Origin of the sequence: Candidatus Desulfosporosinus nitrosoreducens (assembly GCF_030954495.1) — a bacterium.
Classification (GTDB): Bacteria; Bacillota; Desulfitobacteriia; order Desulfitobacteriales; family Desulfitobacteriaceae; genus Desulfosporosinus; species Desulfosporosinus nitrosoreducens.
Window position 1 is genome coordinate 43,352 of the sequence record NZ_JAVHUW010000047.1, and the last position, 25,465, is coordinate 68,816.

The 25,465-nt window shown below is 46.3% G+C and carries 27 protein-coding genes and 1 other RNA gene; 22 read left to right on the forward strand and 6 right to left on the reverse strand.

Annotated elements, in window-relative coordinates:
- Positions 1-77 precede the first annotated feature (77 nt).
- Genes REC12_RS10190 through REC12_RS10200 form a run of 3 tightly spaced genes read right to left on the reverse strand, consistent with a single transcriptional unit; the run spans position 78 to position 2,671 of the window.
- Positions 78-950, reverse strand: coding sequence for a metal ABC transporter permease (locus REC12_RS10190; RefSeq protein WP_308894102.1), 873 nt, complete (start codon positions 948-950; stop codon positions 78-80).
- Positions 935-1,738, reverse strand: coding sequence for a metal ABC transporter ATP-binding protein (locus tag REC12_RS10195; RefSeq protein ID WP_308894104.1), 804 nt, complete (start codon positions 1,736-1,738; stop codon positions 935-937). Before REC12_RS10195 ends, REC12_RS10190 begins: the two co-directional genes overlap by 16 nt.
- Positions 1,739-1,765: 27 nt before the next feature.
- On the reverse strand, positions 1,766-2,671 hold the full coding sequence (locus REC12_RS10200; RefSeq protein WP_308894105.1) for a metal ABC transporter substrate-binding protein: 906 nt from the start codon (positions 2,669-2,671) through the stop codon (positions 1,766-1,768).
- Positions 2,672-2,840: 169 nt separating this feature from the next.
- Between REC12_RS10200 and REC12_RS10205 the strand changes: the two genes are divergently transcribed.
- The 8 genes from REC12_RS10205 (at position 2,841) to lgt (ending at position 11,403) form a co-directional block, all read left to right on the forward strand.
- Positions 2,841-3,353 carry a peptidylprolyl isomerase gene (locus tag REC12_RS10205; protein ID WP_308894107.1) on the forward strand — a complete coding sequence of 171 codons (513 nt, stop codon included), beginning with the start codon at positions 2,841-2,843 and terminating at the stop codon, positions 3,351-3,353.
- Positions 3,354-3,437: 84 nt separating this feature from the next.
- Entirely contained in the window at positions 3,438-4,340 is a 903-nt protein-coding gene (locus tag REC12_RS10210) for a selenium metabolism-associated LysR family transcriptional regulator (RefSeq protein WP_308894109.1), read from the forward strand.
- 134 nt (positions 4,341-4,474) lie between these two features.
- Positions 4,475-5,452, forward strand: a complete 978-nt coding sequence (locus tag REC12_RS10215; RefSeq protein WP_308894111.1) for a DnaA/Hda family protein — start codon at positions 4,475-4,477, stop codon at positions 5,450-5,452.
- Between the two features lie 4 nt (positions 5,453-5,456).
- Positions 5,457-6,428 carry a 6-phosphofructokinase gene (gene pfkA, locus REC12_RS10220; protein ID WP_308894112.1) on the forward strand — a complete coding sequence of 324 codons (972 nt, stop codon included), beginning with the start codon at positions 5,457-5,459 and terminating at the stop codon, positions 6,426-6,428.
- Between the two features lie 45 nt (positions 6,429-6,473).
- Positions 6,474-7,898 carry a glucose-6-phosphate isomerase gene (locus REC12_RS10225; protein WP_308894113.1) on the forward strand — a complete coding sequence of 475 codons (1,425 nt, stop codon included), beginning with the start codon at positions 6,474-6,476 and terminating at the stop codon, positions 7,896-7,898.
- A gap of 137 nt (positions 7,899-8,035) precedes the next feature.
- Entirely contained in the window at positions 8,036-10,153 is a 2,118-nt protein-coding gene (locus REC12_RS10230; protein WP_308894115.1) for a cell division protein FtsA, read from the forward strand.
- Between the two features lie 76 nt (positions 10,154-10,229).
- Entirely contained in the window at positions 10,230-10,430 is a 201-nt protein-coding gene (locus REC12_RS10235; protein WP_308894117.1) for a hypothetical protein, read from the forward strand.
- Between the two features lie 178 nt (positions 10,431-10,608).
- Complete coding sequence (lgt, locus tag REC12_RS10240; RefSeq protein WP_308894118.1) at positions 10,609-11,403, forward strand: prolipoprotein diacylglyceryl transferase; 795 nt, start codon at positions 10,609-10,611, stop codon at positions 11,401-11,403.
- Between the two features lie 17 nt (positions 11,404-11,420).
- Here the strand turns inward: lgt and REC12_RS10245 are convergent, their stop codons facing one another.
- Entirely contained in the window at positions 11,421-11,849 is a 429-nt protein-coding gene (locus tag REC12_RS10245) for an FmdE family protein (protein ID WP_308894120.1), read from the reverse strand.
- A 252-nt stretch (positions 11,850-12,101) separates the two neighbouring features.
- Complete coding sequence (locus tag REC12_RS10250) at positions 12,102-12,467, reverse strand: TIGR04086 family membrane protein (RefSeq protein WP_308894121.1); 366 nt, start codon at positions 12,465-12,467, stop codon at positions 12,102-12,104.
- A 103-nt stretch (positions 12,468-12,570) separates the two neighbouring features.
- On the opposite strand from REC12_RS10250, the gene panB reads away from it, so the two are divergent.
- The 4 genes from panB (at position 12,571) to REC12_RS10270 (ending at position 14,885) form a co-directional block, all read left to right on the forward strand.
- Entirely contained in the window at positions 12,571-13,404 is an 834-nt protein-coding gene (panB, locus tag REC12_RS10255; protein ID WP_308894122.1) for a 3-methyl-2-oxobutanoate hydroxymethyltransferase, read from the forward strand.
- A 128-nt stretch (positions 13,405-13,532) separates the two neighbouring features.
- Complete coding sequence (locus REC12_RS10260; protein ID WP_308894124.1) at positions 13,533-13,988, forward strand: IclR family transcriptional regulator; 456 nt, start codon at positions 13,533-13,535, stop codon at positions 13,986-13,988.
- 51 nt (positions 13,989-14,039) lie between these two features.
- Positions 14,040-14,218: non-coding RNA, 6S RNA (ssrS, locus tag REC12_RS10265), on the forward strand.
- A gap of 43 nt (positions 14,219-14,261) precedes the next feature.
- Complete coding sequence (locus REC12_RS10270; RefSeq protein WP_308894126.1) at positions 14,262-14,885, forward strand: histidine phosphatase family protein; 624 nt, start codon at positions 14,262-14,264, stop codon at positions 14,883-14,885.
- A gap of 228 nt (positions 14,886-15,113) precedes the next feature.
- Here the strand turns inward: REC12_RS10270 and REC12_RS10275 are convergent, their stop codons facing one another.
- Positions 15,114-16,139, reverse strand: coding sequence for a phospholipase D-like domain-containing protein (locus REC12_RS10275; RefSeq protein WP_308894128.1), 1,026 nt, complete (start codon positions 16,137-16,139; stop codon positions 15,114-15,116).
- A gap of 146 nt (positions 16,140-16,285) precedes the next feature.
- Here REC12_RS10275 and REC12_RS10280 point away from each other — a divergent pair, with 146 nt between their 5' ends.
- From REC12_RS10280 to REC12_RS10325, 10 genes are all read left to right on the forward strand, one after another.
- Positions 16,286-18,598, forward strand: a complete 2,313-nt coding sequence (locus tag REC12_RS10280; RefSeq protein ID WP_308894131.1) for a M28 family metallopeptidase — start codon at positions 16,286-16,288, stop codon at positions 18,596-18,598.
- A 73-nt stretch (positions 18,599-18,671) separates the two neighbouring features.
- On the forward strand, positions 18,672-18,911 hold the full coding sequence (locus REC12_RS10285; RefSeq protein WP_308894133.1) for a YkuS family protein: 240 nt from the start codon (positions 18,672-18,674) through the stop codon (positions 18,909-18,911).
- 173 nt (positions 18,912-19,084) lie between these two features.
- Positions 19,085-19,216 carry a hypothetical protein gene (locus REC12_RS10290; protein WP_308894135.1) on the forward strand — a complete coding sequence of 44 codons (132 nt, stop codon included), beginning with the start codon at positions 19,085-19,087 and terminating at the stop codon, positions 19,214-19,216.
- Between the two features lie 125 nt (positions 19,217-19,341).
- Positions 19,342-20,616, forward strand: a complete 1,275-nt coding sequence (locus REC12_RS10295) for a class I SAM-dependent rRNA methyltransferase (RefSeq protein WP_308894137.1) — start codon at positions 19,342-19,344, stop codon at positions 20,614-20,616.
- A gap of 74 nt (positions 20,617-20,690) precedes the next feature.
- Positions 20,691-21,140: a Fur family transcriptional regulator gene (locus REC12_RS10300; protein ID WP_308894139.1), complete on the forward strand. Its 450-nt coding sequence runs from the start codon at positions 20,691-20,693 to the stop codon at positions 21,138-21,140.
- A gap of 554 nt (positions 21,141-21,694) precedes the next feature.
- The gene (locus REC12_RS10305; protein WP_308894141.1) at positions 21,695-22,861 is read left to right on the forward strand and encodes a tetratricopeptide repeat protein; all 1,167 of its coding nucleotides are present in this window, start codon (positions 21,695-21,697) and stop codon (positions 22,859-22,861) included.
- A gap of 146 nt (positions 22,862-23,007) precedes the next feature.
- Complete coding sequence (gene queD / locus REC12_RS10310) at positions 23,008-23,385, forward strand: 6-carboxytetrahydropterin synthase QueD (protein WP_308894143.1); 378 nt, start codon at positions 23,008-23,010, stop codon at positions 23,383-23,385.
- Positions 23,386-23,388: 3 nt separating this feature from the next.
- A complete protein-coding gene (queC, locus tag REC12_RS10315; protein ID WP_308894145.1) occupies positions 23,389-24,084 on the forward strand; it encodes a 7-cyano-7-deazaguanine synthase QueC in 696 nt (231 codons plus the stop codon).
- A gap of 62 nt (positions 24,085-24,146) precedes the next feature.
- Positions 24,147-24,704 carry a DUF366 family protein gene (locus REC12_RS10320; RefSeq protein WP_308894147.1) on the forward strand — a complete coding sequence of 186 codons (558 nt, stop codon included), beginning with the start codon at positions 24,147-24,149 and terminating at the stop codon, positions 24,702-24,704.
- Positions 24,701-25,435: a 7-carboxy-7-deazaguanine synthase QueE gene (locus tag REC12_RS10325; RefSeq protein ID WP_308894148.1), complete on the forward strand. Its 735-nt coding sequence runs from the start codon at positions 24,701-24,703 to the stop codon at positions 25,433-25,435. The genes REC12_RS10320 and REC12_RS10325 overlap by 4 nt, the downstream gene beginning before the upstream one ends.
- Positions 25,436-25,465: the final 30 nt, after the last annotated feature.

Here is a 25,465-nt window from a genome sequence, read left to right on the forward strand (position 1 = left end):
TATTTTTATACTGTCAGAAAGGTATAACTTCGTCTATGTTTGCTGACAGCAGGGGTGTAACTAGGCCGTTGCCTGCGCTAGGACTTGGCGCCGGTCAAGGTTTTCTTATTTTCCTTAAGACCAAAGCTTCGGCGCAGGGATTGGCGCTGAGGGGAAAGAAGAAAACTGATCAAAAAGAATAAGGCGGCAGTCAAAGCAATACTTGCGCCTGAGGCGACATTGAAGTAGTAGGAAATATACAGTCCGATTACGGCGCTGGTTAAGCCGAAAAGAATTGCCAGCAGGAGAAGTCTCTTTAAGGAACGTGTCCATTGCTGAGCGGAGGCCGCGGGAATAATTAAAAGTGCGGTAACCAGGATAATGCCAACGGTCTGAGAAGCAATAACTACGGTCACGGCGGTCATGATCAGCATGGCATAATGCAGTCTTGTACGTGGCAGACCGGCCACTTCAGCCATTTCCGGGTCAAAGGCATAAAAAACAAATTCTTTGTAGAAGAGCATAATAATCAGTAAGATCAGAAGGGCTGCCCCGATAATAATCTTGAGGTCAAAGGGTGTAATCGCTAAAACGGAGCCAAATAAATAGCCCGTGAGGTCTGTGGTGTAAAATTTCATGCTGCTGATCAGGGCGATCCCTAAAGCCATAGACGCTGAAAATAAGATGCCGATAGCCGTATCTAAAGTGACTTTGGCTTTTTCATGGACTAAGCCGATCAGCAGAGCTAAGCCGATGGTGTAGAAATTGGCAGTGAGGTAAAGGTCCCACTGCATAAGGTAACCTATGGCCAGTCCGGCAAGAGAGCCGTGAGCCAATCCTTCGCCAATGAAGGCTAAGCGCAGCAGGACCACAAAGCTGCCAATCACGGCGCATAAAATACCTATTGTCACAGTTCCTAGCAAAGCATTTTGCATAAAGGCGAATTGGAGTGGATCTAAGAGCAAGTGCATGGACAGGAATCCTCCTTCGCGGCGGGCAGGGCCTCTTCTTCGCCAAGATGGTGCGGCCAGGGAAGGCCCGAAAATGTTTTGGTTAAAATTTCCGGTGTCAGGACCTTTTCTGGCGGACCAAAGGCGATAATCCGCTCGTTTAAGCATAAAATACGCCCAAAATGGTGAAAATCCAGGGCTAGGAGGTCGTGGGTGGTTGTCAGGGTTGTAATACCGTCCTCGTGCAGCAGTTCAAGAAGCTCGTAAATGCTCTGCTGAGTGGGAATATCCAGTCCTGTTGCCGGTTCGTCAAGCAGCAGGAGCTTAGATTCCTGAGCCAGTGCCCGGGCGATAAAAACGCGCTGCTGTTGCCCGCCTGAGAGCTGACCGATGGGACGTGCGGACATTTCAAGCATTTTCACCCGCCGCAAAGATTCCTGCACCACCTGATGGTCCTCTTTGCGGGCAAAACGCAGCGGGCCAAGGCGGCCGACGCGTCCCAACATGACTACCTCGTAGACTGAGATGGGAAATTCCTTATCGATGGATTTCAGTTGGGGGACATAGCCGATTTGGTGCCGGCGGCGCCAGGAGCGCTGAGGTTTTCCGCCGAAAACCTTAACACTCCCCCGGGTGGGTTTGTTCAGTCCCACGATGCTGCGGAGGAAAGAGGTTTTGCCGGAGCCGTTGGGCCCGATAATGCCAATGCAGGAACCTTGAGGAATTCGGATGTGAATATCATTAAGGATTTGACGCTCACCATAGTTTAGGAAAAAGTGGTCAAATTCAATGACATGGTTATCGGACATGTGCTTGGAACCTACTCTCTTTATTCGTTATTTTAGAGCCGAGACAATAGCGGTGGTATTGGATTTCATCATCGCTATATAAGAATTGGAATCCGGCGTATCTCCCAGAGTATCATCGTGAAGAGAATCTATAAATTTCACGCCGGTTTCGGCAGCCAGCTGCTGTGCTAATTTGGGATTAAATCCCGCTTCGCTGAATACGGCGTGAATATTCTGCTCCCGAATCAGCTTAATGAGATCGGCATAGTCTTTGGCAGAAGGTTCGGCTTCACCGGTGTGAAGCAAAGGCTGGACAAAGACCAGGCCATATTGTTTGGCGTAATAGACCCAGGCGTCGTGCAGAACGACCATTTTGCGCGATTCGGGCGGAAGGCTGGAGATTTGGGTTCGAATCCACTGGTCCAGGTTCGTCAGTTCCGCAAGGTAGGCGGCGGCGTTTTGTGTAAAATATTGTTTGTCTTCAGGATAAGTTTGCGCCAATTGATCGCGAATTGTTTCAACATAATGTTTGGCATTTTCCACATCAAGCCAGAGATGAGGATTGCCCTCTCCGCCTTGATCTTTACCTAAAATGGTCAGGCCGTCGGCTAAAACAACGGTACGGAGGTTAGGATTCGCAGCGTTGGAGATAATTTTATTTAAATAGACTTCTTCCCCCACTCCGTTGGCAAAAAAAAGGCTGGCAGCGGCAACTTCGCGCACATCGGCAGGTTTAGGTTCGAATTCATGAGGATCGCTTCCGGCAGGCACGAGATTGATTACTTTAATTTTGTCCCCGCCCACTTGGCGTATCAGATCTGCCAGGGGAGAAATACTTGTCACGACGGTTCGGGATTGAACGGTTGCTGCGGGAGCCTGGGGACTGCAGCCGTTAAGTAAGATCAGGGAACTAAGGGCAAGAACCAGTAAAAGGCAATAACGTTTGGGGACCATGGGGCACACTCCTTAATGATATATTATTTCAATAAGGAGTGTAATACAGGAACTGGCAAATGTCAAACGTCGCAGACTGCGGGAGCTTGGCAAAGCATTAGCCGAAAGTTAACGGCAGTGGTATAATTTAAAAGGATAAATAAGCCAAAACATAAAGGAGGTCACACTCGTGACAAATGAAAGCACTCAAGATTTAGACCAAGCTAAAAATCCAATCGTCACCATTGAAATGGAAAACGGCAACATCATTAAAATTGAACTCTATCCTGACATAGCTCCGGAGACGGTCAAGAACTTTGTCACTCTTGTATCGGAAGGTTTCTATGACGGTCTTATTTTCCATAGAGTTATTCCTTCCTTTATGATTCAAGGGGGAGATCCCAATGGAACCGGTATGGGAGGAAGCAAGCAAACGATTCGGGGAGAGTTCACGGCTAATGGCGTTAAAAACGATTTGCGGCATGACCGTGGCGTTATCTCCATGGCCCGTACCTCCAACCCGAATTCGGCCAGTTCTCAATTCTTTATTGTAGTCAAAGCTGCGACTCATTTGGACGGGCAATATGCTTCCTTCGGAAAAGTCATTGAAGGTATGGAGGAAGTTGACCGTATTGTCAACGTGCCGAGGGATCGGGCAGACAAGCCTGCAGAAGACCAAAGAATGAAAAAGGTAACTCTCTAGGAGCCTTTCTCGGTCGGGTAATTTGCACTATAGCGGAAAGGGAGGGCCCGGCCCTCTTTTTCCCTCTAAAGAGGAGATAGTGTTATGTTCGATTTGCTGCGTTTATATGCTCAGGTTGTAGAGGAACAGAGTTTTACGGTTGTCGCCCGCAAACTGGAGATAAGCCAGCCGGCCGTTTCCAATCAAATGCGGGCGCTCGAAGAGAAGCTGGGAGTTAAGCTGCTTTATCGCAAAGGCAAGGGGTTTGCTTTAACTCAGGAAGGCGAGATCTTATACCGGCATGCCAAACATATCCTGGATGCCTGGGCTGACTTGATACAAGAAATCGGAAACTCCGAACGAGTTATGAGCGGAAAAATACATATCGGAGCTTCCCACATTCCCGGGGAATACCTGCTGCCGGCTTATTTAGCTTCTTTTCGCCAGCTATATCCGGATATAACCTTTAAATTGACGATCGGAGACAGCCTGGAGATCGCGGAAAAGGTTGTGGCCCACGAAGTGGATTTTGCTGTGGTTGGAGCGGTCTTTGATACGGAAAAACTGACTTCCGAATATTGGCTGAAAGACGAGTTGGTTTTATTGGCGGCCAAAGATCATCCGCTTTGTTCGGAGCCTAGCACGAATCTGCGCGCCCTGCAAGCCTGTCCGATGGTTCTGCGGGAAAGCGGCTCGGGCCACCGCAGGGCTTTTGAAGAGGCCCTTGTCAAACGAGGGCTGGATTTGAATGATTTTAATGTAGTACTGGAAGTAGGAAGTACAGAGGGGGTTAAAAACTCCGTACGTTCCGGATTAGGCTATTCCTTTTTATCCAGACATGCCATTGAGCACGGAGAAAAATTCGGTTTGGTTGAAATAACCGTTGCTGATTTTAAACTTGAGCGTGGGTTTTACCTTTTAACTCGCCGCAATAAATCTCTTCCCAGCATAGCGGAGGAGTGTTACAGGTATTTGCTCAATCAGAAACCGGATCAGATAAGTGAGTGAAGAAATTTCTCCGGCTGATATAGCCCTGATCAAGCGTTTATTTTCCGCTGGTTTTGGCCTTTTAGCTAGAATTATTATAGTTATTTTCACGTATCTTATAGATATCTATAGAGGAGAGCAAAGGAGAATCGTGTTTGGACTGGTTTTTGAGTGACTTCAATATTAAGGCCTGGCGGCTTGTGAAAAGCTATAGACCGGAAAAAGCTTCAAACATGGTCCTTATCTATGGGCCTTTTGGCGTTGGCAAAACGACTCTCCTGAATTACCTGGAACGCCAATGGTTCAAGGAGGGGGGGATTTTGACAAATGCCGCCGCTTTTTCCCGTCAGTATGCTTACGCCTCCCAGGAAGGCAAGCTCTCTCAGTTCAGACAGCGCTATCGCACGACCCCCTTGCTGCTGATGGATGACTTGCAAGGTCTGGCAGGTAAAAAGCAAACCCTCGAAGAGCTCCATTATACCTATGAATATATCCTCCATAATGGCGGGAAGATGGTCGCGACCCTGGAAGCAGAGTCCTTGAATTTGGATTTTCTTGGCGAACGCTTGATGTCGCGCTTTTTAAGCGGCATTGTTCTGCCTCTGTCTCAGCCTCAAAATCATGAAATCGCAGGTTTTGTGGCAGAATATTCCCGCGGCTTGAAGCTCTTTATGGACAATTTGCTTCCGGAACTGATTGCTCAGCGAACCGAAAACCTTACAGACGCTAAAAAAGTCTTACATCAATTCATTGAGTTTGCCGAAAGCCGTAATGACGAGTTGAGTTTACAATGTTTCCTGGCTTATTGGCAAGAAAACGTGAGAACACAACGTGAAGCCCTTACCCCGCTGAATATTCTCCAGGCGACAGCGCAAGCCGCGCATCTCTCTGTTGAAGAATTACTCGGACCGACACAAAAGATGATCGTTAATGAGGCCCGTCAGCTGGCAATTTACGCCATGCGAACTCTCTGCAAGATTTCTTATCCGGCTATAGCGGCTTATTTTAATCGCCGCCATTCCAGTATTATAACAGCGTATAAAAAAATGCAGGAAAAGTTGAGTCAGGATCAAGAATTAAAGCAACGCTATCAGGAAATCGCCAATCAATTTAAAGACAGTGAGAAGGAGTGATTCAATGTCAGGAGTGATTCAAAGAGTTGGAGTGCTTACAAGCGGCGGAGATGCGCCCGGCATGAATGCCGCCGTTCGTGCCGTCGTCCGTAAGGGAATTTTTCATGGTCTAAACGTTTTTGGCATAAACAGAGGGTATGAAGGACTAATTCATGGTGAAATTCATGAGATGAGCATTGGTTCTGTGGCGGATATTGTCTTAAGGGGCGGAACTGTCTTAAAAACTGCCCGCTCCGAGGAAATGAAAACCCTGGCCGGTCAGCAGAAAGCTTTAGCTCAATTGCGTAAGCTGGAGATTGACGCCTTGGTTGTGATTGGTGGAGACGGCTCTTTTCGCGGCGCCCAAACTCTTGCCGCTCAAGGAGTTCAGTTGGTGGGGGTTCCCGGTACTATTGACAATGACATTGCCGGAACCGAATTGACCATTGGCTTTGATACGGCGGTTAATACGGTGGTGGATGCCGTCGGCAAAATTCGTGATACAGCTTCCTCCCATGAGCGCACATTTATTGTGGAAGTTATGGGAAGAAATTGCGGAAACATTGCTTTGCAGGCGGGTTTAGCTTGTGGAGCGGAATCGATTTTGGTACCTGAAATTCCCTATGACTTAGATGAGATCAGCGATAAACTGAAACGCGGCCATCAAAGAGGCAAAAACCACAGTATTATTCTGGTTGCCGAAGGGGTAGGAAGCGCTTATAAAATTGGAGAGGAGCTGCACGCTCGTTCAGGCTTTGAGACTCGGATCACAGTTCTTGGACATTTGCAGCGCGGCGGCAACCCCAGCGCTCTCGACGCGGTGATTGCCGCCGCCATGGGGGGAAAGGCCATCGAAATTATTTTAGCCGGGGAAACGAATAGAATGACTGCTTACATTGATCAAACCGTAATTTCCCGCCCGCTTGAAGATGCTTATGGCAACCGCCGGCCTCTTAACCGCGAGCTTTATGATTTGGCCAATGAACTTTCGATCTAGTCCATAAGTCATAAGGCCTTAAATTTCTGAAAGGTGGGGGTTTTTATGATGTCGCTTAATAAATCTAAACTGACGATAGATTATACGGGGATGATGCATTCGGACCAAAACCCTAAAGGACTCCTGAAAAAAGAATTACAAGGACTTCAGCCTTTATTGGACAAGGCAGAGGCCGCCCTCGCGGTCTTGCGGGAGACAGGGAAACTGGATTTTTCCAAGCTTCTGCCTGAGATGCAGACCCAGCTTCCAGAAATAAAGGCTTATGCCGACCAGGTCGCTTCTAGATTTGAAAACTTTGTTGTTTTGGGGATTGGCGGTTCTGCCCTTGGGCCTTTGGCTGTTCAGCAAGCCTTGAAGCATTATTATTATAATGAGTTAACAGCGGAAAACCGCTCTTACCGGCCTCGCTTTTATGTCCTGGACAATATCGATCCCGTCCGTTTTCAGGAATTATGCCAAGTCCTTGATCCCGGCAAAACCTTGTTTAATGTGATTTCCAAATCAGGCAATACTGCGGAGACGATGGCCCAATTCCTGATTGTCCGCGACAATTTGCGCCGTCTTTGCGGAGAAAGCTATGCGGAGCATATTGTGGTGACAACGGATCAGGAAAAGGGCAATCTTTTGCCGATTGCCCTCAAGGAAGGGTTTAAACGTTTTGTCATTCCCCGGGGCATTGGAGGCCGCTTTTCTGAATTGACTCCGGTTGGGCTGCTGGCGGCAGCTATTTGCGGGATTGATGTCGAGGAACTTTTGGCAGGAGCCTGGGAAATGGACCAGTGGATTCGAGAAGCGAGAGATGTGTTTACCAATCCGGCGCAATTAAAGGCAGCTCTAGCTTATCTTTCCTGGCAAAAAGGAAAAAATATTTCAGTCTTTATGCCTTATGTGGACGGTCTGAAAACGATGGCCGATTGGTATGCTCAGTTGTGGGCTGAAAGCTTGGGAAAACGCCGGAATCGCGGGGGAGAGGTGGTCTCTCTGGGGCAAACCCCTGTGAAGGCTTTGGGCGTGACAGACCAGCATTCTCAAGTCCAATTGTACACTGAAGGGCCCGACGACAAGACAGTCACTTTTGTAACCCTCGATAAATTTAAGTTCAGTCAGGAGATCCCTATCGACCGTGATTTGCCGGAGGATATTCAATTTTTGGGAGGCCGCACGTTAGAGGAACTGCTGTTTGCGGAACAAAAAGCGACGGAGTACGCGCTTACTTTAGCGGGGCGGCAGCATCAGAAAATCATTCTTTCGGCGTTAAATGCTCATGCCGTCGGCCAACTGTTGCTGCTGCTGGAATGGGAGACTGCTTATATGGGTGAGCTGCTGAACATCAATGCCTTTGATCAGCCGGGTGTGGAGGAAGGAAAAAACGGCACTTACGCTTTAATGGGACGCGCAGGCTATGAGAGAAAGAAACAGGACATAGAGAAGTATGGTCAAGAAAAATACGTATTAACCCCAACTATGTAATTTTACTGTGTAATTGTGTGATTTTAAAACAAACCTCTACGTTATCTCAGCGGGGTAAGTAGAGGTTTGTTTATGTCTTAGTTTAGAGAAGGATTTTAGATATTAAGGTCGAATTTATTCCTAAAGAGGTGAAACGAGTGGAACCGATTTTTGCCTTAGATATAGGAACTCGAATGGTCATGGGCTTGGTGATGACCAAAAACGAGGATCAGGGGTACGAGATTCTGGCAAGCGCTCACACCGAACACCGTCAACGGGCCATGTATGACGGGCAGGTTCACGACGTGAATGAAGTAGCCAGAGCGGTGACCATAGTTAAGGAAATTCTTGAGAAAAAATTGGACCTTACTTTAAAGCAAGTGGCCGTTGCCGCTGCGGGCCGGGCTTTGCGCACGGAAGTTGCCGGCGCTGAGCGCCATGAGCTGTTTCCTGTGCGCTGGGAACGGGAAGACATCCTGGCCCTGGAACTGGAAGCAGTTCATCAAGCCCTGCGTCAGCTTCAAGCAGCGACGGAGAACAATGCGGATGATTATCATTGCGTTGGCTACAGTACCATTGCCCGCTGGAATGAAGAAGAGGAAATTTCCAATCTTATCGGGCAACGTGGCAAAAAGGCCAGAGTGTCGGTGATTGCCACTTTCCTGCCGAGGACGGTGGTGGATGGTTTGGTAGCCGTACTTGGCAACGTCGGGCTGGAAATGACAAGCCTGACTTTAGAGCCCATAGCGGCGGGCCAGGCCGCGATTCCGCATAATATGCGGCGCCTTAATCTGGCTCTCGTTGACGTAGGTGCGGGAACGGCTGACATTGCCCTGACACGTGAAGGCTCTTTTTTTGCCTATGGCATGGTGCCTATGGCCGGGGACGAGGTCACAGAGGCAATTTGTGAGCACTATCTGCTTGACTTTAAGGTAGGAGAGAAGATCAAGCGCGATATAAATAGTAAGACTCAGCTCAAGTTTACCGATTTTTTGGGGACAAAGATCGTCGCCAAAAAGGAAGAAGTTTTAGCGGTTATTCAAGCGACGGTTAATAAATTGGCGGAGAATATTGCCAAGGAAATTCTTAAATTGAATCAGACTGTCCCCCAGGCGATCATCTTGATTGGCGGAGGAAGTCTTACGCCGATGCTGCCGGAAAAGCTCTCTGAAACATTGGGTATTTCCCCAAAGCGGATAGGTATTCAGGTGAGGGAGCGCTTGGGAGACGTTCAAGGAGAAAAAGGGGTTAAGGGACCGGAAAGTATAACTCCGATTGGGATCGGGATTTCAGCCCTTGAAGGAACCGGGCTGCAGTACTATACCGTAACGGTAAACGAGATGCCGATCCCAATTTTTGAAGTACAGTTAACGACAGTTGCCGAGGCCCTGCTGGCCGCCGGCATACCTCCCCGTTCTTTTGTCGGGAAACCCGGGGCCGCTTTGACCTTTGAATGGAATCAGGATATGCGTATGATCAAAGGATCAATGGGTACCCCGGCGCAATTAACCGTGAACTCTCAGCCGGGCAGGTTCGAGCAGACTTTGCAGGATGGCGATCATATTCAATTTATGCCGGGTGTGTCGGGGAAAAACGCCCAGGCAACGGTGGAGGAAATTCTGCCCCCTTACGAGGGTAAATGGATTTCCTGGAACGGTCAGCGCGAAGAGTACCTGCCCCAGGTGCTGCTTGATAACCGTCTTTTAAAGAAAACGGATAAGATCGAAGACGGTTATAAATTGACTTACATTCCCAATCATGACCTGCGCGATCTTCTCCAACAAAAGGAAGCCTTGCAGCAGAGGCCGGTATTGTCTCCCGAAAGCTTAACGGTTCAGATTAATGGGGAAGCGCGGGTCCTGGTTCTTAATCAGGAAATTTGGGTAAATGGCAGTCTTATTGAGGGCAATTGTCCGATTAAGAACGGAGATTTGATCGAGGTCCATTTGCAGCGGCGGACGGTTGGTGAGCTTTGTCTCCAGCCAAGGCCGATGACCTTTATCCTAAATGGTGAAGAAATTGAGTATCCGCCTCAAATCACAGAGATCCTTTTTCACGGCAGGCCGGTCGCCAAGAGCCAAGTGCTCGAAGATGGAATGGAGCTGAGAGTCAAAGGATATAAGCAAATGCCTATTCTTTCGGATTTGCTGCCTTTTGTCAAATTTCCCGCTGAAGTGCCTCCCGGAACGAGCTTGAAATTGCAAGTTAATGGTCGGGATGCTGAGTTTACGACGATATTGCACCCCGGTGATCGGCTTTCCGCCAGCTTTGAGTAGAAGAGTGTTAAACTTAAGCAAATGACCCCTTGACATTCTTGCTTCAGGCCATAAAATGGTAATGGAGGTGTTTATAATGCTCTTTCAATGGTTAGTGGTGCTCATTGCAATTATTACATTGATAGTTACCTTGTATTCTGATGCCTTAACAGGTAAAAAGAAACACTCAAAGTATTTCCTAACGGTTCAAAAACCGGCGGGGAAAAAAGAACGCGAGGCCGAGATACCTGATTCCAACAAACACGATCGTTTTTTTGCAAAACTAAACAGCCTATAAAGTTTAACAGATCCGGTGCAAACATCGGATCTGTCATATTTTTCAGCACTATGCTTTAAAATCGCAAAACCTGGCTGGCCCTTGAGAACTTCAGAAATTACGGATATAATAAAATGAAGTTTGGCCACATTTTCCCAACATATGGAAAACGGGAATTTAATCGAGTGGAGGAAACATAATGCATCAATTTTGGTTTTTTATTGGTAGTTTTCCCATACGCGCTTACGGAACGCTTTTCGCTTTAGCTTTCATTCTGGGAGTCGGAGTTACCCTCTACTTCGTTAAAGCTGAAAAACGCGAAGAATACATGGAAACTATGCTTGATTTAGCGCCTATTCTGCTTCTTTCAGGCTTAGTGGGCGCGCGCATCTGGCAAGTGTTTTTTTTCGATTGGGCGTTCTACAGCAAAAATCCGGGAGAAATCATTGCCATCTGGCATGGAGGACTTTCGATCCAAGGCGGCGTGGTTGGAGCCTTGTTGGCGGGAGGAGTCTATGTTTGGCGCAAAAAGTTACCTTTCTGGGACCTGGCGGATTTAGCGGCTCCCGGTCTTATGCTTGCCCAAGCTATCGGCAGGGATGCCAATCTGATGAATGGCGACGCTTTTGGCGGGCCAACGGGCGGAGATTTCGGCATCCTCTATCCTGTCGGGACAATAGCGCGCGATACCTTTGGCAATCAACCCCTTTGGCCTGCTGAAGTGTGGGAAGGACAAGCGGATGTTATTATTTTTGCCATCCTGGTGATCCTGAAACTTTGCAAATGGCCGTCGGGGACGATCTTCCTGCTCTATGTGATACTTTATAATCTTTCGAGGCTTTTCCTGGAGGGACTGAGAGGGGACAGCCCCAGGTTCCTGTTTCATTGGACGGCCGCGCAATGGAGCAGTGTGGCCGCAATTATCATTGCGCTGGTGTTATTGCTTTGGCGAGTGTGGAAAGATCGGAAACAAGGGACAGCGCTGGAGAAATAGGCTGAGATTAGCCCTTTTTAACCCTTTTGAATCGTGCAAAAGGCGGTTTCTTCACTGCCCAGGATAAATTGAATAGCTTCTAAAGTCGCATTCTGTTTTTCGCGCGTACTTAAATGCTCCGGAATGACAAGATGTTCGACGATATCCGGCTGGACGGAGATTTCTACCCGTACCGGGGTACCGGAATATTCGAAGAGATACCTGTGAAGTTTTTTCTCATTGACGATTAAGCTTCCCCGGCCATAGGTAGCATGGTTTAAGACTTGAAAAGCGTCAAGAGCGCAGGAATGGGTTTGTGCCGTCACCATCAGTTCCGTGCCGGGTGTAGGCCTGATTCCCAATTCACGCATGGCAATTTGGGCAACCCTGTAACCCAGGGAAATTTGCGGACAAGTATGTCCGTGAAAATCAATAACTTGTTCCCAAGGAGTTTTTTCGACACACATAAAGTCTGCCTCCTTTGCAGTCACTGTCAGAGAGTCTGGTTTGGCCGAAGGCTTGCTTCGGTTTTCTCTGCTTGAGGTTATTGTATATCCGGGAAGATTAAATGAAAAGAGTTTGGTTTATATTTATATTTCCAAACTTTAATTGCAGGAATTTTCAATCAAGAAATAGAAAGTAGAGGGAAATCTCTAAGCTGAGACTTCCCTCTCTTAATCAAGATTTATAATCGTCAACGAATATAAAACCTCCGGAGTTTACGGCAGCATCACTCCAATAATTCCTCCGATTCCGCCCGCTACTAAAGCTATTATTGTTTTTTCCCCCATCCGCAACCATGATGGTGAATCAGACCAGAGAACCGCTGACAGGACCAGAACGACAAGAACCAGGCCAAGTCCGACGGCGAGTCCGTAATATAAACCTTTGGTACCGGCTTGGTGGGCGGTGATAAAGGATGCAACGAAAACGCTGAGGCCAAAGATAATGTTAAGATAGAGATCCGATTCGGGAAGAGATGTGTAAGCAAGCACGATGCCCAGGAGTAGGGATAGTAACAGTGCCAGGACAGTTGCCAGGAGAATTCCTTTTAAAATCAGATTTAACTGAAAGGATTTAGCCATAGTATCCCTCCTTTAATTGATAACTACCTATGCCTTATTTGCCAAGAGTATGACAACACCTTGAAATAAAGCCAATAATAATTATTTGGGGAGGAATTGTGTCATGAAAAAATCGATTCCTGATTTTGAACGGATGAAACAGGCCGGGGAGAAAATTAGTATGTTGACAGCCTATGATTATCCTTCCGCTAAATTGGTGGAAGCCGCTGAAGTAGATACAATCCTGGTCGGGGATTCTTTAGGTATGGTGGTTTTGGGGTATGATTCAACCGTTCCGGTGACGATGGAGGAAATGCTCCACCATACGAAGGCCGTGCGGCGCGGAGCACCTCAAACCTTTGTGATTACGGATATGCCCTTTCTGAGTTATGCCTCCCTGGACCTGGCTGTGGCCAATGCGGGCAGGCTGATCAAAGAGGGCGGAGCAGATGCTGTGAAACTTGAAGGAGGGAGTTCCCTGGCCCCTATTGTGCAGGCCCTCACTCGAATCGGCATACCTGTGGTTGGACATATTGGCCTTACTCCTCAAACAGCAGGTCAGCTTGGCGGCTTTAAAGTTCAGGGACGGGATGTGGAGAGTGCCAAGCAATTGACCCTGGATGCCCGGGCAATTGAGCAGGCAGGTGCTTTCTTGCTGGTGCTTGAGGCCATACCAAGGCAGCTGGCGGGGCACATTACTTCCGGCCTGACAATTCCTACTATTGGAATTGGCGCCGGACTGGATTGTGATGGCCAAGTTTTGGTTTACCATGACATTTTAGGCCTTTTCGAGCGCTTTAAGCCAAAATTTGTTAAACAGTATGCTCAATTGGGGCGCGAAGCTGTTGAGGCGATTCAGTCCTATAATCGAGAAGTTAAAGACGGCAGTTTTCCAACAGAGGAACATACTTTTGGATTAGCGGACGGAGTAATTCAAAAACTTTACGGGGATAAGTGATTTTTTTATAAATTCATTAAAACTTAACATTTAAAAACAAATTATTGTCTGGCTTTTTGTTTAAAATTTGCTATAATATAAATTATTCTTTAGCCATTCAATAATTATTGTGGAAGGATGGACCAGCTTTGAGATTAAAGGAAAAAACGCATAGAAAATTTGTGGAATTCTTTGAGAAGATTTCTAGTATGTATCAAGGGCAAGATTTCGAGTTAGCATATTCAGATATTCAAAGAGAAACGGGGGCTGCGAGTGTAACCTTAAAACGTGCCATTCAAGCTTTGGCGGAAGATGGCGTGCTGGAAGTTAATCCTGGCCGAAATTCCAGGTACGCGCGTTTTCGCTACCTTTTAGCTCCGCAAAAGACTGAGGATGCAGCGGAACTTTCCTCCGGAGAAAAGCAGGTCCCTGAAGATTTAGAGCAGGATGAGAGACAAACTGATTGTGACGGAATTAAAGACAACGTTCTGGAGCTTTTGCAACTTGTCGACCATCTTCGCCGCCGTGTACGCAATCAGGAAATGTCCATCGCTTTATTGCAGGATAGATTGGCGGAAATTGAGGATAAAGTGCGAAAACGATAATTTCCAAGCATTTGCTAGAGATTTTTTTTACCTATGGTGATATAATAAAAATACAGCCTGCCTTGTGCGTAGAGATTATCATGGTTTTGATCCTATTAAGTGACACGGGAATCAAATGCCATGTTAGTACAGCAAGCCCTTTGACTAGGGAAGTTGGAAAGCATGGACTAGGTGCCCACCTGCGAAAGCGGGGTCAGAAACCTGAAGTCTTACGGCAAGTTGGGGGAGGGTAGGGAGAAGTTCCTACCCTTGTTATTATTAAGGGGTGTGTTTATGACTAAGATAATTTTAACTCGTCATGGTCAGACCTTATGGAACATTGAGGGACGTGTGCAGGGGCGGCTGGATTCTCCGCTTACGGAAAAAGGCTTGCTTCAGGCTCGTTCTCTAGCTCATAGACTTAAGAACGAAGGGATTCAGCACATATACTCCAGCGACGCTCCCAGGGCCCGGGGAACGGCGGATGAGATCAGGCGGGCGCTTAGTTTGGCTGCTTTGCATGTAAACCCGGCTTTGCGGGAATTTTCCTTTGGCGATTGGGAAGGGCAGGTCTGGGGTGAGTTGCGGGAGACCTATCCGGAGGTTTTCCAGGTTTGGGATGTTTCTCCTCATTTGGTGACGGCCCCCAATGGCGAAAACATGGAAATGGTACTTAAGCGCTCCTGGGATTTTTTACAACAGATTATTAGGACTCATGCGGGGGAAACTGTTTGCTTAGTCACCCATGGTTTAACCCTGAAACTTTTAGTGACGAAGGCTTTAGGCTTGGAGATTTGTGATTGGGCTCAAACCCCTTGGCAGCACAATACTGCTTTGAATATTTTTGCAGTCGATGGTCAGGAATGGAAGCCGGAGCTGGTAGGAGATTGTCAGCACTTGGAAAACATAGATTTATAATCATCATTATCCAGGGGACGTATACGTTAGGACGTATACGTTAAAAAAGCCACCCGGCTCTGCTAGGGTGGCTTTTTTTATGGCGATTAGATTTTATCCGCCGGCTAATCCGCGCTGAGACTCCCGCTTTGGCAAGCGCGGAGTCTTAGCGCGGATTGGTTCCCGTATAAGTGCGACTAAGCTTCAGAGGGGGTTAAAACTCCGCCTGAATCAAGTCTTCTTGATAGATCAGGGTTTGCTCTTTTCCCAATCCTGCTGAAACATTTGGGTTAATTTCGCCGAGGCGGCAGGTGAAGGTACGGTAATGGAAAGCTCGTGATCGACTACGAAACAATAGCGTGTCCACTCGGAGCTGCTCATCAGGAAGGAGCTGCCGTCAATAATCGCCAGACGAATTCCCAGGGATGTTTGCTGGGGATAGTAGCGAATGGTTATCTTCCCGCTCGCTTTTAGCTTTTCCAAGGTAACGGGTGTTTGTGTGGCCACACTGGAATCAACGATAATTCGAACATCGCGTCCTTTTCCGGCGGCATCAAGCAGGGCTTGAACCACATCCGGTTCGGTAATCTCCGAGTTCTCGATCCAAATTGATTTAGTGCTGCTGGAAATCTGTTCGAGCAGCTGTTGCTTTACATTGGCGTTGGTGGCCAGGGTAATGTTGTCCTCAGGAAGAGTTGTGGTTTTTGGCACATTTAAAGGAAAGGTTGTTGTGAACTCCCAATCTTTAGAGTAGAGGCTTGCGGCTTTCCAGGCCGATTTCCCGGACAGTTCTATTGCCAGGTCGTGAGCTTGAAACCCTTTGGCGGTCCATGAAGGTCCGGAGATAAGCGCTTTGTCCTGGTCAACAATTAAGAGTTTCGCATGATCGCTTTGTCCCTTTTGCGCCGGATAATACTGAACGGAAACATTTTGACTTTTTAATTGGTCCAGTGTTGCCCAGTTCGGCTTTTGCCATTGATCCAGCAGGATGCGTACATCAAGACCTGCATGGGATTTATCAAGCAAGAGCTGAATAAGGCGGGGATCGTCAAACTCAAATTGTTCAATATAGATGGAAGACTGAGCTGCTTGGATCAGGCTCAAGGTGCGGTTATAAATGGCATCGTTATCCAAAAACAGTGCCTCAGGGGAGAGACTGGAAGTTGGAGCAGGTTTGGCAAAGGGTTTAGGAACTTTAATCGTACATCCGTTTAAAAACAGTAAACTGAGCAATAAAAAAAATGACGTAATTAAGTAGAAACTTCGCTTCGGCATGTCACTTATTTCTCCCAAGGTCCAAAATATTGTTTTCATTATAACACATGTATCTGAAAGGTTAAAAGGATTGGAAAGGCATAACCCTGAGAAGTTTTTCATAAGAATGGGCAAATGGGTTTAACTCTGGGAAAGGGCATGGGGTTATGAAGTTTGTTAAGGCAAGTAAAATTATACCTTTGCTGATAATAATCGGTTTGCCGGTTATTCTGGGGCTCATAACGTTTACAGCCCAAGCTCCCGCGCGTTCTAAAGGACCAGGTGCAGAGTTCTCCTCAACTCAAGCTTTTGAGCATGTCAGATATCTGGCTCAAAAAATTGGCCCTCGTCCGGCCGGAAGCAAGGCGGAGTTAAAGGCGGCGCAGTATATCGAATATGTTTTAAATCAGGATGGCTGGAAGGTGCGGGAACAGCCTTTTAGTAAAGTGATCGTGCGGAACGCCGATGCCAATCAGCCGGAACAGCAAGTCGAATTGATCAACAGTCAAAATATTATTGCCGAACTGCCGGGAACACTGCCGAATACGGTGGTTATCGGCGCTCATTACGACACGGCCACAATGAATGTTCCCGGAGCCGTGGACAACGCTTCGGGTGTGGGAGTTTTGCTTGAACTGGCCAGAGTTTTAAGTAAGGAGCCTCATCAAAAAACGTATCAATTGGTTTTTTTCGGCGCCGAAGAAAATGGGCTGGTAGGTTCGAAATTTTATACCTCCCAAGCCGACCTGTCAGCCGTAGAATGGATGCTTAATGTCGATATGGTAGGGACTCCCCTGGAAATCGATGTGGCCGGAAAACTATCCGCTCCCCCGGAACTGCTTAAGCAAGTCTCTGTCCTGGCTAAAGAAAGTCACATTCCTTTTCATATAAGCCGGGATTTTACCCTGATGACCCGGGGTAGCTCTCAAGGTGGGTCAAGTGACTTCAGTTCCTTCCTGGATGAAGGTATCCCCGCCCTTGGCTTGGGTATTTATGGGAGGTCAGCCGGCTATTTTCACAGACCTGAAGACCGTTTGGACCAAGTTTCTTTGGCAGACATGCAAACAGTTGGGGATTTTGCTCAAGGGTTGGTAAGCCGGGTGGCCATGCATAAAGTAGGGCCGCAAGTCTGGGATGAGTTGTACCTGACGTTTCAAATGGGGGAAAATGTCTTTGTTTTGCCCAGCTATGGGCTTCGAGCGCTGATTATTCTGGTTTTTTTAGGGACAGTTTTGATTTTGGGCAGGTTTATCAGAAATAGTAAAAACCGGCGCAAGTTGAATTGGAAGGATGTCCCATCGGTCTTAGGAATTATCCTCTTTTTGAGTTTAATTATTATCGGGGTAAGCGGGGGAGGAGAGATTCTCTGGCAGCACTTGAAACAAACTGAAATGTTATACTTTGCTCATCCTGAAGTTTATCTGCTGGCGCGTATCGGCATCGCTCTAACTCTGATCCTTTTCCTGGCCAATTGGTTTCCCAAACTTCCGCTTAAACGAGATCCTCACCTTTATTGGTTTTGCGGTGTACTCCTGCTTTTGTTAGGGAGTCTCGCTTTAGCCCTTGTGCGCATTGATCTGGCTTTTCCCTTTGTTTTTTGGCTGTTGTGTTTTGATTTGCTCTACTTTTTACCTAGTATAAGTCTAGCCTTGATTGGCCCTTATTTTCTCTACCGGATGCATTACGAATTACTAAATTCCGAACAATGGTTAGGCTTTTACGCGGCGATTCATAAGTATCCGTTCGTTTTCTTAGGGCTTTACTCGTTGCTGTTAATTCCAATTTTGCTGGCCTGCTGTTATGTCGCTTTAAAAAGGTCTGCTCTCAGTCAAAAAGTCTTAGCTTATCTGAAAATCCCGGCTTTGGTTGGGGCCGGTCTCTTGATACTAGCCTTAGGTTTAGTGCCCGCTTACACCAAAGAGTATCCGCAACCGGTACTTGTGCGGGAGGAATGGTCGGGAAGCCGGAACGGGAAACTGCATATTCTGGCGGATGACCGTCTGCCAAGTCAATTGGTTAAGGATTTAAGCGGACAGGAAGGGAAGAGTATCGTTGTTCCTCTGCAAAATGCTAAACCGCCGCTAACTGTTGTTTCTACCGTGGAAGAAAAAGCTTCAGGTTCCCAAAGAATCCTGGATATTTCTTTTAAGCTGAGTTACCTGCAGGAACCCTATTTAGTGAGTTTAAAACTGGACAGCGAGCATCCTTTTGAAGTTAAAACCGATGAATTCTTACCTATGTCCAAACTGCCTAAAAAAATTCAATTAATTGGAACTCGTCAATCAGGCGGAAACTATTCGCTCCTCATCCAAAGAACTCCCCCTCAAAAGAATAGTATTCATCTGACTGTGGAAACTGAGGGAATTCTCACGTGCTCGCTGGCCGGAGTTTTTCCCGATTTGAAGCCCCAGTTAGAAATAAGCAACGAGAATTTATCCGTAGATTATCAAATCCAATATCAAGAAAAATACACTTTTTAAGGAAGTTACAGCTCAGGATAGGATAAATTTTAGATGGGGAAGCTAAAAACAATTTGAGGAGAGGGTGAAAAAAATGTACAAATTAGTAGCGGTCGAGGATGGGCTTACTAATGTGACCCAGGCACTTAATGCGGCAGGCTTTAAAACGACTCCTTTGGAAGGCGAAGCATTATATAATATTCAAGCTGTTATAGTTAAAGGCAACGGTACGGATTGTTTGTCCCCCGAGTGGCCTATTAAACTGCCGGTTATTAACGCTGCCGGACGAAGTGCTGAAGAGGTTGTCGAGGTTCTTAGAGATCGTTTATCGTAACGCTTGTTTCCCAGGCCATCCTAAAAGGGATGGTTTTTTTCTGCTGTCTGTCTGCGGTGGTTGGCAAAGCTAAAAACGGAGTTTAGAGGAGCAAACAAGTTTCTTTAGCATTTTTCCAAAAAGGCCATATACTGGATAGTAGATTATCCCATCCAGGAAGGAGTGCTATAGAGATGTTTTTCGGAGTTATACCTTTTGCTTTGGGTTTTGGCTTAGGAACTTTGGCAGCGCCCCGCTATGTTCCGTATCCTGTTTATCCGCCCTACCCGCCTTATCCCTACGCCTACCCTTATAGGGGCTGGTAGAAACTATCTTATAAACTTTGCAAGAAAAGGAAAGTAAAAGCTTTCCTTTCTTTCGTTTTCACGGTATATTTTTAAGGACATATGAGTTAAATTAAGGGTAGTTCTGGAAAGTGAGGAAAGATACCATGTCTATGCCGCGGGCTTTTCTGATCAAGAATCGAAAGAGAAGGCTGGAACAAGGACATCCCTGGGTTTACCCCGGAGAGATTGCCGGAATTGAGGGGGAACCATCAGGTGGGGATATTGTACATATTTTGAATCATGACGGACATTTTCTGGCGCAGGGATTTTACAACCCTTCGTCTCAATTAGTCTTGCGAGTTATTTCCTATTCCGAAAAAATTGTCGATGAAGAGGTTTTTCTGGCCAAAATCCGCCAGGCCTGGAGGCGGAGACAATGGCTCTTGCCTGATGCTTCGTCCTGCAGAGTTGTCCATGGAGAAGCAGATTTCCTGCCGGGCCTGATTGTTGACAAATATGAAGAAATTTTAGTCGTCCAAATTCTTGCCTTAGGGATGGAGGTCCGGCGTCCCTGGATCATAAAGGCCTTAAAGCAAGTTTTTAATCCGCAGGGAATTTATGAACGCAGTGATGTTGCGGTCAGGCGGTTGGAGGGCCTGGAGGAAAGAGCGGGTTTTATAGGAGAGGCTTTTGCTACCCAGGTAACCTTGCTGGAAAACGGCTTAAAAGTTATGGTGGATGTCGCTGAAGGACAGAAAACCGGTTATTTTTTCGATCAACGTGAAAATCGGGCCGCCTTAAAACCTTTAATGACAGGCTGGGGAGCGAAGCATGGGATTACCAAGGACAAAGAGGGCTGTCTCAGAGATGCGAAAGGAAAGGAAATAAAAAATCCTTTTTGGGATGGTGCTGAAGTTTTGGATTGCTTTGCGCACACCGGGTCCTTTATGCTGCACGCCTGTTTGTATGGCGCCAAAAAGGTGACTTGCCTGGATGTCTCTGAAAAAGCTATCGCCATGGCTAAGCGAAACGCTTTGCTCAATGGTTTTCTGCACCGCACAGACTTTATCGCCGCCAATGCTTTCGATTTTTTAAGAGAACAGGTTAAAGAAAAGAAGACCTGGGATGTTGTTATTTTAGACCCGCCGGCCTTTGCCAAAAATCGTCAAGCTTTAGAAGGAGCCTTAAGGGGATATAAAGAAATTAATCTTCAAGGAATGAAATTAGTGCGGGACGGAGGCGTTTTGGTTACCGCTTCCTGCTCTTACCATCTAAGCGCCGCGCGGTTTTTGCAAATGATTCAGGAGGCCGCAACAGATGCTCATAAGATTTTGCGCCTTGTTGAGTTTCGCCGCGCAGGTAAAGATCATCCCGTTCTTTTGGGAAGTGAAGAAACAGATTATTTAAAGTTTGCTGTATACGAAGTCTTTGACCGCTAATAATTATATTCAAAACCACTTTGCAAATTAAACGCTTTGGCCTATAATAGGAAATATGTGGAGGAGGGTACAGGGTGGAAGATCTTAAAACGTTTGAAAATATCTGCAATCTTTTGCGCAATCACTCATATAAGATAACTCCTCAGCGGCAGACAATTTTGCATATGTTTGTTGAAAACCTTGATCGCCATCTAAGCGCGGAAGAAGTATATATGCTGGTTAAGAATGAAAATCCTGAAATCGGTCTTGCTACGGTTTATCGAACCTTAGACATTTTAGCGGAGATTGGGGTTTTAATGAAGAATGATTTTGGGGATGGCCGGTGCCGCTACGAATTCAGCCGCAAAGACGAACATCACCATCATCATCACCTCATTTGCCTGGGGTGCGGGAATGTTTCGGAATTTGACGACGACTTATTGGAGTCATTGGAAACAGTGATTATGAAACGAAATCATTTCAAGGTCTTAGACCATGATCTTAAATTTTATGGATATTGTTCGAAATGTGAAGAGGCGCAATAAGCGCCTCTTTAGTATTTAGTTCAGCAAAAAGTATATTTTGTTAGCCTGCTTTCTTTCAGCAGCTGGAAAAGGCAGCCACCCGCGCAAGCCGCACCGGCCGAGTGTCGCTGTAATCAGTATGCGCAAATTTCAGGGGGTTCCCTCCGGATTTTTTGTGAAATTGGTTTGCCAACTTGATATTTAAAATTTAATTATCTTTGGCAAGTTTTCGAAGAATGAGAAGTAAAAGAAATATAAGGGAAAAGCTTGGGACGGATCAGGCATATTTTAGTATTATTAAAGAATGCCTGCATCCGTTGTTCGCGTTTATTAGCAAATAACTGAGATAACTAAGGAGAAGAATACTAATCTCTGAGAATTAAATAGTATCATGTTTAAAATCCTGACTAGCCCTTGCTAATCTGACGAGGTCTAAAGAATATATCACGCTATTTAAAGAATAAACACGTAAATACAAGGCATTTGGCGTGCGATTTCTCAAGCTTCCTGGAAGGAGTTGGCAGGAAAAAGGAGAATGATATAATGGAAAAATAAGTAAAAAAGGGGCTGAGACTATGGGTGTACCTTTGGCCTCGAACGTCAAACAAAAAAGGCCATTCCTTCGGAAAACATATTTAGTGAATTCTCTGCAAGCTAAATGGCATTTTTGGCTGGGGAAGACAGATCTGGCTATCCAAGAATGGGTAGATTTATTGAACCAGGCCTCGGTTAAGCCGCGCTTAAAAGAGGCTGAACATTTGATTGAAGTTCAAGCTTTTCAGGAAGCTCGGGATTATTTAGAAAACCTGGAAAGAAATCATGATGAAGAGTCGGCGGAAATATGCGGTCTTCTGGCACGCTGTTATCTCGGACAAGCTCTCATCCCCCAGGCCAAATGCATGATTGAAGAGGCCCTTAAATTAAAACCGCAGAATGCTAAGTTTTGGGATATCCTGGCTGATTGCCATTTGGAAATGGGAGATTGGCAGGAAGGAATCAAAGCCTTGGATAATTCCTGCCGCGCCGCGCCTAAGAATGCCGCAACTTATTTCCGTTTGGGGATCATTTATGCCTATCACGAAGATTACCTGGAAGCTTTGCGCTGCTTCCAGGGGTGTTGTCAGTTGAAGCCCCGTGAGTCCCAGTATTGGGAAGTGAAAGCTGAAATGCATTTAAAACTGGAACAAATGTCCGATGCCTGCACCAGCTTTGACCGCTCCCTTCGCTATGGCGGGACTCCGGATTTAGCCGCCAGGTTAGCCTATTGCTATATTCAGACCGGCCAGATCAAAAAGGGGATTCAATATTACAAGTTCACTCTCAAGTATGAGCCGGACCATTACGATTGCTTGAGTAACCTGGCGGCCGTTTATCAAAATCAAGGCCAGACTCAGGAAGCGATAGCTTTGCTGGACCGAGCTATCAAAATCTATCCTAAGGACCCCATTTTACTCAACAATTTAGCCTTTACCCTTGTGCATCAGGGACGCACGAGAAAGGCCGCCGAGTATTACAGGCAGGCTTTGGAACTAAGCCCTGATCATCCGCTTATTCTCTACAATTTAAGCGTCTGCCTGACCCGCAAAGGAAACTGGCAGGAAAGTATTCAGTCTCTGAATCAACTTGTCGCAATCGATCCCCAGCATTCGGCCGGTTGGGCTTTACTGGGGAATGTATACGATCAAATGGATCAATATGATACGGCTATCGATTGTTATAACAAGGCCCTTAAATTGGCCTGAACAATAAAGAAACTTAAGCATTCTCTTTTCACAGTTGTTGCGTGGGAAGAGAATGCTTTTTAAGTAGCGGTTTTCTTTATTTCCATTTTTCTTTTACTGATAAAAATGTTAATATAAATAGTAATATGTCAAATAAGGAGTTTAAGATGTTTCAGGTATGTGTTCAGATGCATTTCGATGCTGCCCACTTTATTCGCGGTTATAATGGCAAGTGTGCCAATTTGCATGGCCACCGTTGGGATATTGTTGTTTGTATTGAGGGAAATGAATTAGATCAATTAGGGATGTTGGTAGATTTTAGTGAGGTTAAAAAAACCATTCGCCAAACTTTGGATGTTTTAGATCATCGCTTGCTTAACGATCTGCCGGCCTTTGGCGCGGAAGGGGTTAACCCGACGGCGGAAGGCTTAGCGCAATATTTGTTTGCTGATTTCCAAAGAAACTTTAATTTAAAAGAAAAGCGTTTAGCCTGGGTGAAGGTCTTCGAGTCTCCTGATGCTTGGGCAATTTATAGGGAGGACTGACGTTTGGCTGCTATCGTTTTACTATCGGGCGGGTTAGATTCGGCGGTGTCTCTGGCCCTTTATTTAGAAACTTCCTCCATAGATCTAGCCCTAACCTTTGACTATGGGCAAAGGGCCAGGGCTAAAGAAATTGCCGCTTCGCGCCAGATTGCGCAACATTACGGTATTCCGCACCGGGTAGTGTCTCTGCCCTTTCTTCAGGAGCAGACCCATTCGGCTCTGGTCAATCATTCCCATGAACTGCCGCTCCCGGAGTATGAAAAACTGGACGATGTGGCAGGGGAGGCCCGCGCCACTGCCCAGCAGGTTTGGGTTCCGAACCGCAATGGCCTTTTTTTGAACATCGCTGCGGTTTTTGCGGAAAATATGGGCGAAGCGACGACGCTAATCACTGGTTTCAACCGGGAGGAAGCGGCTACTTTTCCCGATAACAGCCAAGAATTCATGACGGCCCTTAATCGTTGCTTTAACTATTCAACTCAAAATGAAGTTACGGTTGCCAGCCCTACCGCAAGGCTGGACAAAGCGGAAATTGTCCGGGAAGGATTGCGGCTCGCTCTGCCCTTGGAAAAAATCTGGAGCTGTTACGCAAGCGGGGAGCAGCTATGTGGACAGTGTGAAAGCTGTTTGAGACTGAAGCGCGCTTTGCTCCTTAACGAAGCTCAGGAACTGGTTGACATCCTGTTTGCTGTTCGTTAAAAATTTGCCGGGAGTTTTTAGAATTTTTGCATACCTAAGACTCAAGAAAAGAGGGAACAATCTTGCAATATTTTATTCAGCGCCATCCTCTAAATTATGACGGCAGTCAGCTTCAGTCATTGTTTACTTACAAAAATTTTGGCTTGATGGGTGACAGTGTCTTGGTATTCAGAGGTTCATGCACTGTTGAACAGAATGAAATGGTGGACATGGAAGATGTTGTGGCTCAGGATTGGATTCACAGCGAGGATATGCTGCATTTTATAGTGGAACATTTTGATATGGACTTGGAAAAAACAATTGTTCGCCAACGTTTGTTAATAGCCACGATCAAGGAAGAATTGGAAGTACGCGGTGTAACGACTCTGAGACGGAGTGGTGACGACCTATATGCAGGAGATAAAAAGCTTTCTGTAAGCATTGCTACTCTTTCCCCCGTTTCCACCCTAGTTCACTGCGGTTTAAATATTTCAAATCACAATACGCCAATCCCGACTATTGGTTTGACAAACCTCAATATTGACGACGTTTTTCAGTTCGGAGAGAGCGTTGCCGAGCATTACTGTGCTGAAGTCTTGTCGATGCGTCTTGCGCGCTGCAAAGTTCGTGGGGTTTCATGATGCTTAAATTACCGGTAGCCGAAATTTTCTCCTCGATTCAGGGGGAAGGTCCGTATGTTGGTGCCCGCCAAATATTTCTGAGGCTGACTCAGTGCAATTTAAAGTGTCCTTATTGTGATACCCAAACCTCGGCCCCCGCTAAGTTTCCGCTGGAAACTGTTCCGGGCTCGCGTTCTTTTGCTGAAATAGAAAATCCTATTGCCCCTGAAGAGTTGGTTCAACTGCTCCAAGCCTATGATTTTACCAGGCATCACTCTTTGAGTATTACCGGTGGCGAGCCCCTGCTTTGGGCGGATGAACTTCAGGTTCTTCTGCCTTTAATCATCAAGCAGAAACTCCCTATTTATTTAGAGACCAATGGGACGCTGCCGTCTCAACTTCATAAAATATTGCCACTTATTGATATTATTAGTATGGATATCAAATTGCCTTTCGGAGATCAGAGTTTTTGGGATGTTCATGAATCCTTCCTGCGCTTAAGTCTGATGAAGGAAGTGTTCATTAAAATTGTGGTCAATGAAACGACGCCGATTCAAGACCTCTTAAAAGCCCGGGATTTGATTGCCGGAGTTGACTCATCACTATTGACTGTTCTGCAACCGGTTACAAAGGTAAACAAGATCAACTCACCTAAACCTCGTCAGCTTTTGGATTGGCAAAGTTTGTTTTTAGAAAAACTTAGTAATGTTCGGGTCATTCCTCAAACACATGTTTTTATGGGACAACTTTAGCCAAAATGAATTAATTGAGGAATTATTGAA

Excerpts from the sequence above, each read along its gene's own strand:
- REC12_RS10225 (WP_308894113.1), top strand. The coding sequence starts at position 6,474 with ATGATGTCGCTTAATAAATCTAAACTGACGATAGATTATACGGGGATG.
- pfkA (WP_308894112.1), top strand. The coding sequence starts at position 5,457 with ATGTCAGGAGTGATTCAAAGAGTTGGAGTGCTTACAAGCGGCGGAGAT.
- panB (WP_308894122.1), top strand. The coding sequence starts at position 12,571 with ATGAAAAAATCGATTCCTGATTTTGAACGGATGAAACAGGCCGGGGAG.
- REC12_RS10210 (WP_308894109.1), top strand. The coding sequence starts at position 3,438 with ATGTTCGATTTGCTGCGTTTATATGCTCAGGTTGTAGAGGAACAGAGT.
- queD (WP_308894143.1), top strand. The coding sequence starts at position 23,008 with ATGTTTCAGGTATGTGTTCAGATGCATTTCGATGCTGCCCACTTTATT.
- REC12_RS10190 (WP_308894102.1), bottom strand. The coding sequence starts at position 950 with ATGCACTTGCTCTTAGATCCACTCCAATTCGCCTTTATGCAAAATGCT.
- REC12_RS10285 (WP_308894133.1), top strand. The coding sequence starts at position 18,672 with ATGTACAAATTAGTAGCGGTCGAGGATGGGCTTACTAATGTGACCCAG.
- REC12_RS10305 (WP_308894141.1), top strand. The coding sequence starts at position 21,695 with ATGGGTGTACCTTTGGCCTCGAACGTCAAACAAAAAAGGCCATTCCTT.
- REC12_RS10195 (WP_308894104.1), bottom strand. The coding sequence starts at position 1,738 with ATGTCCGATAACCATGTCATTGAATTTGACCACTTTTTCCTAAACTAT.
- REC12_RS10325 (WP_308894148.1), top strand. The coding sequence starts at position 24,701 with ATGATGCTTAAATTACCGGTAGCCGAAATTTTCTCCTCGATTCAGGGG.
- lgt (WP_308894118.1), top strand. The coding sequence starts at position 10,609 with ATGCATCAATTTTGGTTTTTTATTGGTAGTTTTCCCATACGCGCTTAC.
- REC12_RS10245 (WP_308894120.1), bottom strand. The coding sequence starts at position 11,849 with ATGTGTGTCGAAAAAACTCCTTGGGAACAAGTTATTGATTTTCACGGA.
- REC12_RS10270 (WP_308894126.1), top strand. The coding sequence starts at position 14,262 with ATGACTAAGATAATTTTAACTCGTCATGGTCAGACCTTATGGAACATT.
- REC12_RS10280 (WP_308894131.1), top strand. The coding sequence starts at position 16,286 with ATGAAGTTTGTTAAGGCAAGTAAAATTATACCTTTGCTGATAATAATC.
- REC12_RS10275 (WP_308894128.1), bottom strand. The coding sequence starts at position 16,139 with ATGCCGAAGCGAAGTTTCTACTTAATTACGTCATTTTTTTTATTGCTC.
- REC12_RS10235 (WP_308894117.1), top strand. The coding sequence starts at position 10,230 with ATGCTCTTTCAATGGTTAGTGGTGCTCATTGCAATTATTACATTGATA.
- REC12_RS10250 (WP_308894121.1), bottom strand. The coding sequence starts at position 12,467 with ATGGCTAAATCCTTTCAGTTAAATCTGATTTTAAAAGGAATTCTCCTG.
- REC12_RS10295 (WP_308894137.1), top strand. The coding sequence starts at position 19,342 with ATGTCTATGCCGCGGGCTTTTCTGATCAAGAATCGAAAGAGAAGGCTG.
- REC12_RS10200 (WP_308894105.1), bottom strand. The coding sequence starts at position 2,671 with ATGGTCCCCAAACGTTATTGCCTTTTACTGGTTCTTGCCCTTAGTTCC.
- REC12_RS10290 (WP_308894135.1), top strand. The coding sequence starts at position 19,085 with ATGTTTTTCGGAGTTATACCTTTTGCTTTGGGTTTTGGCTTAGGAACT.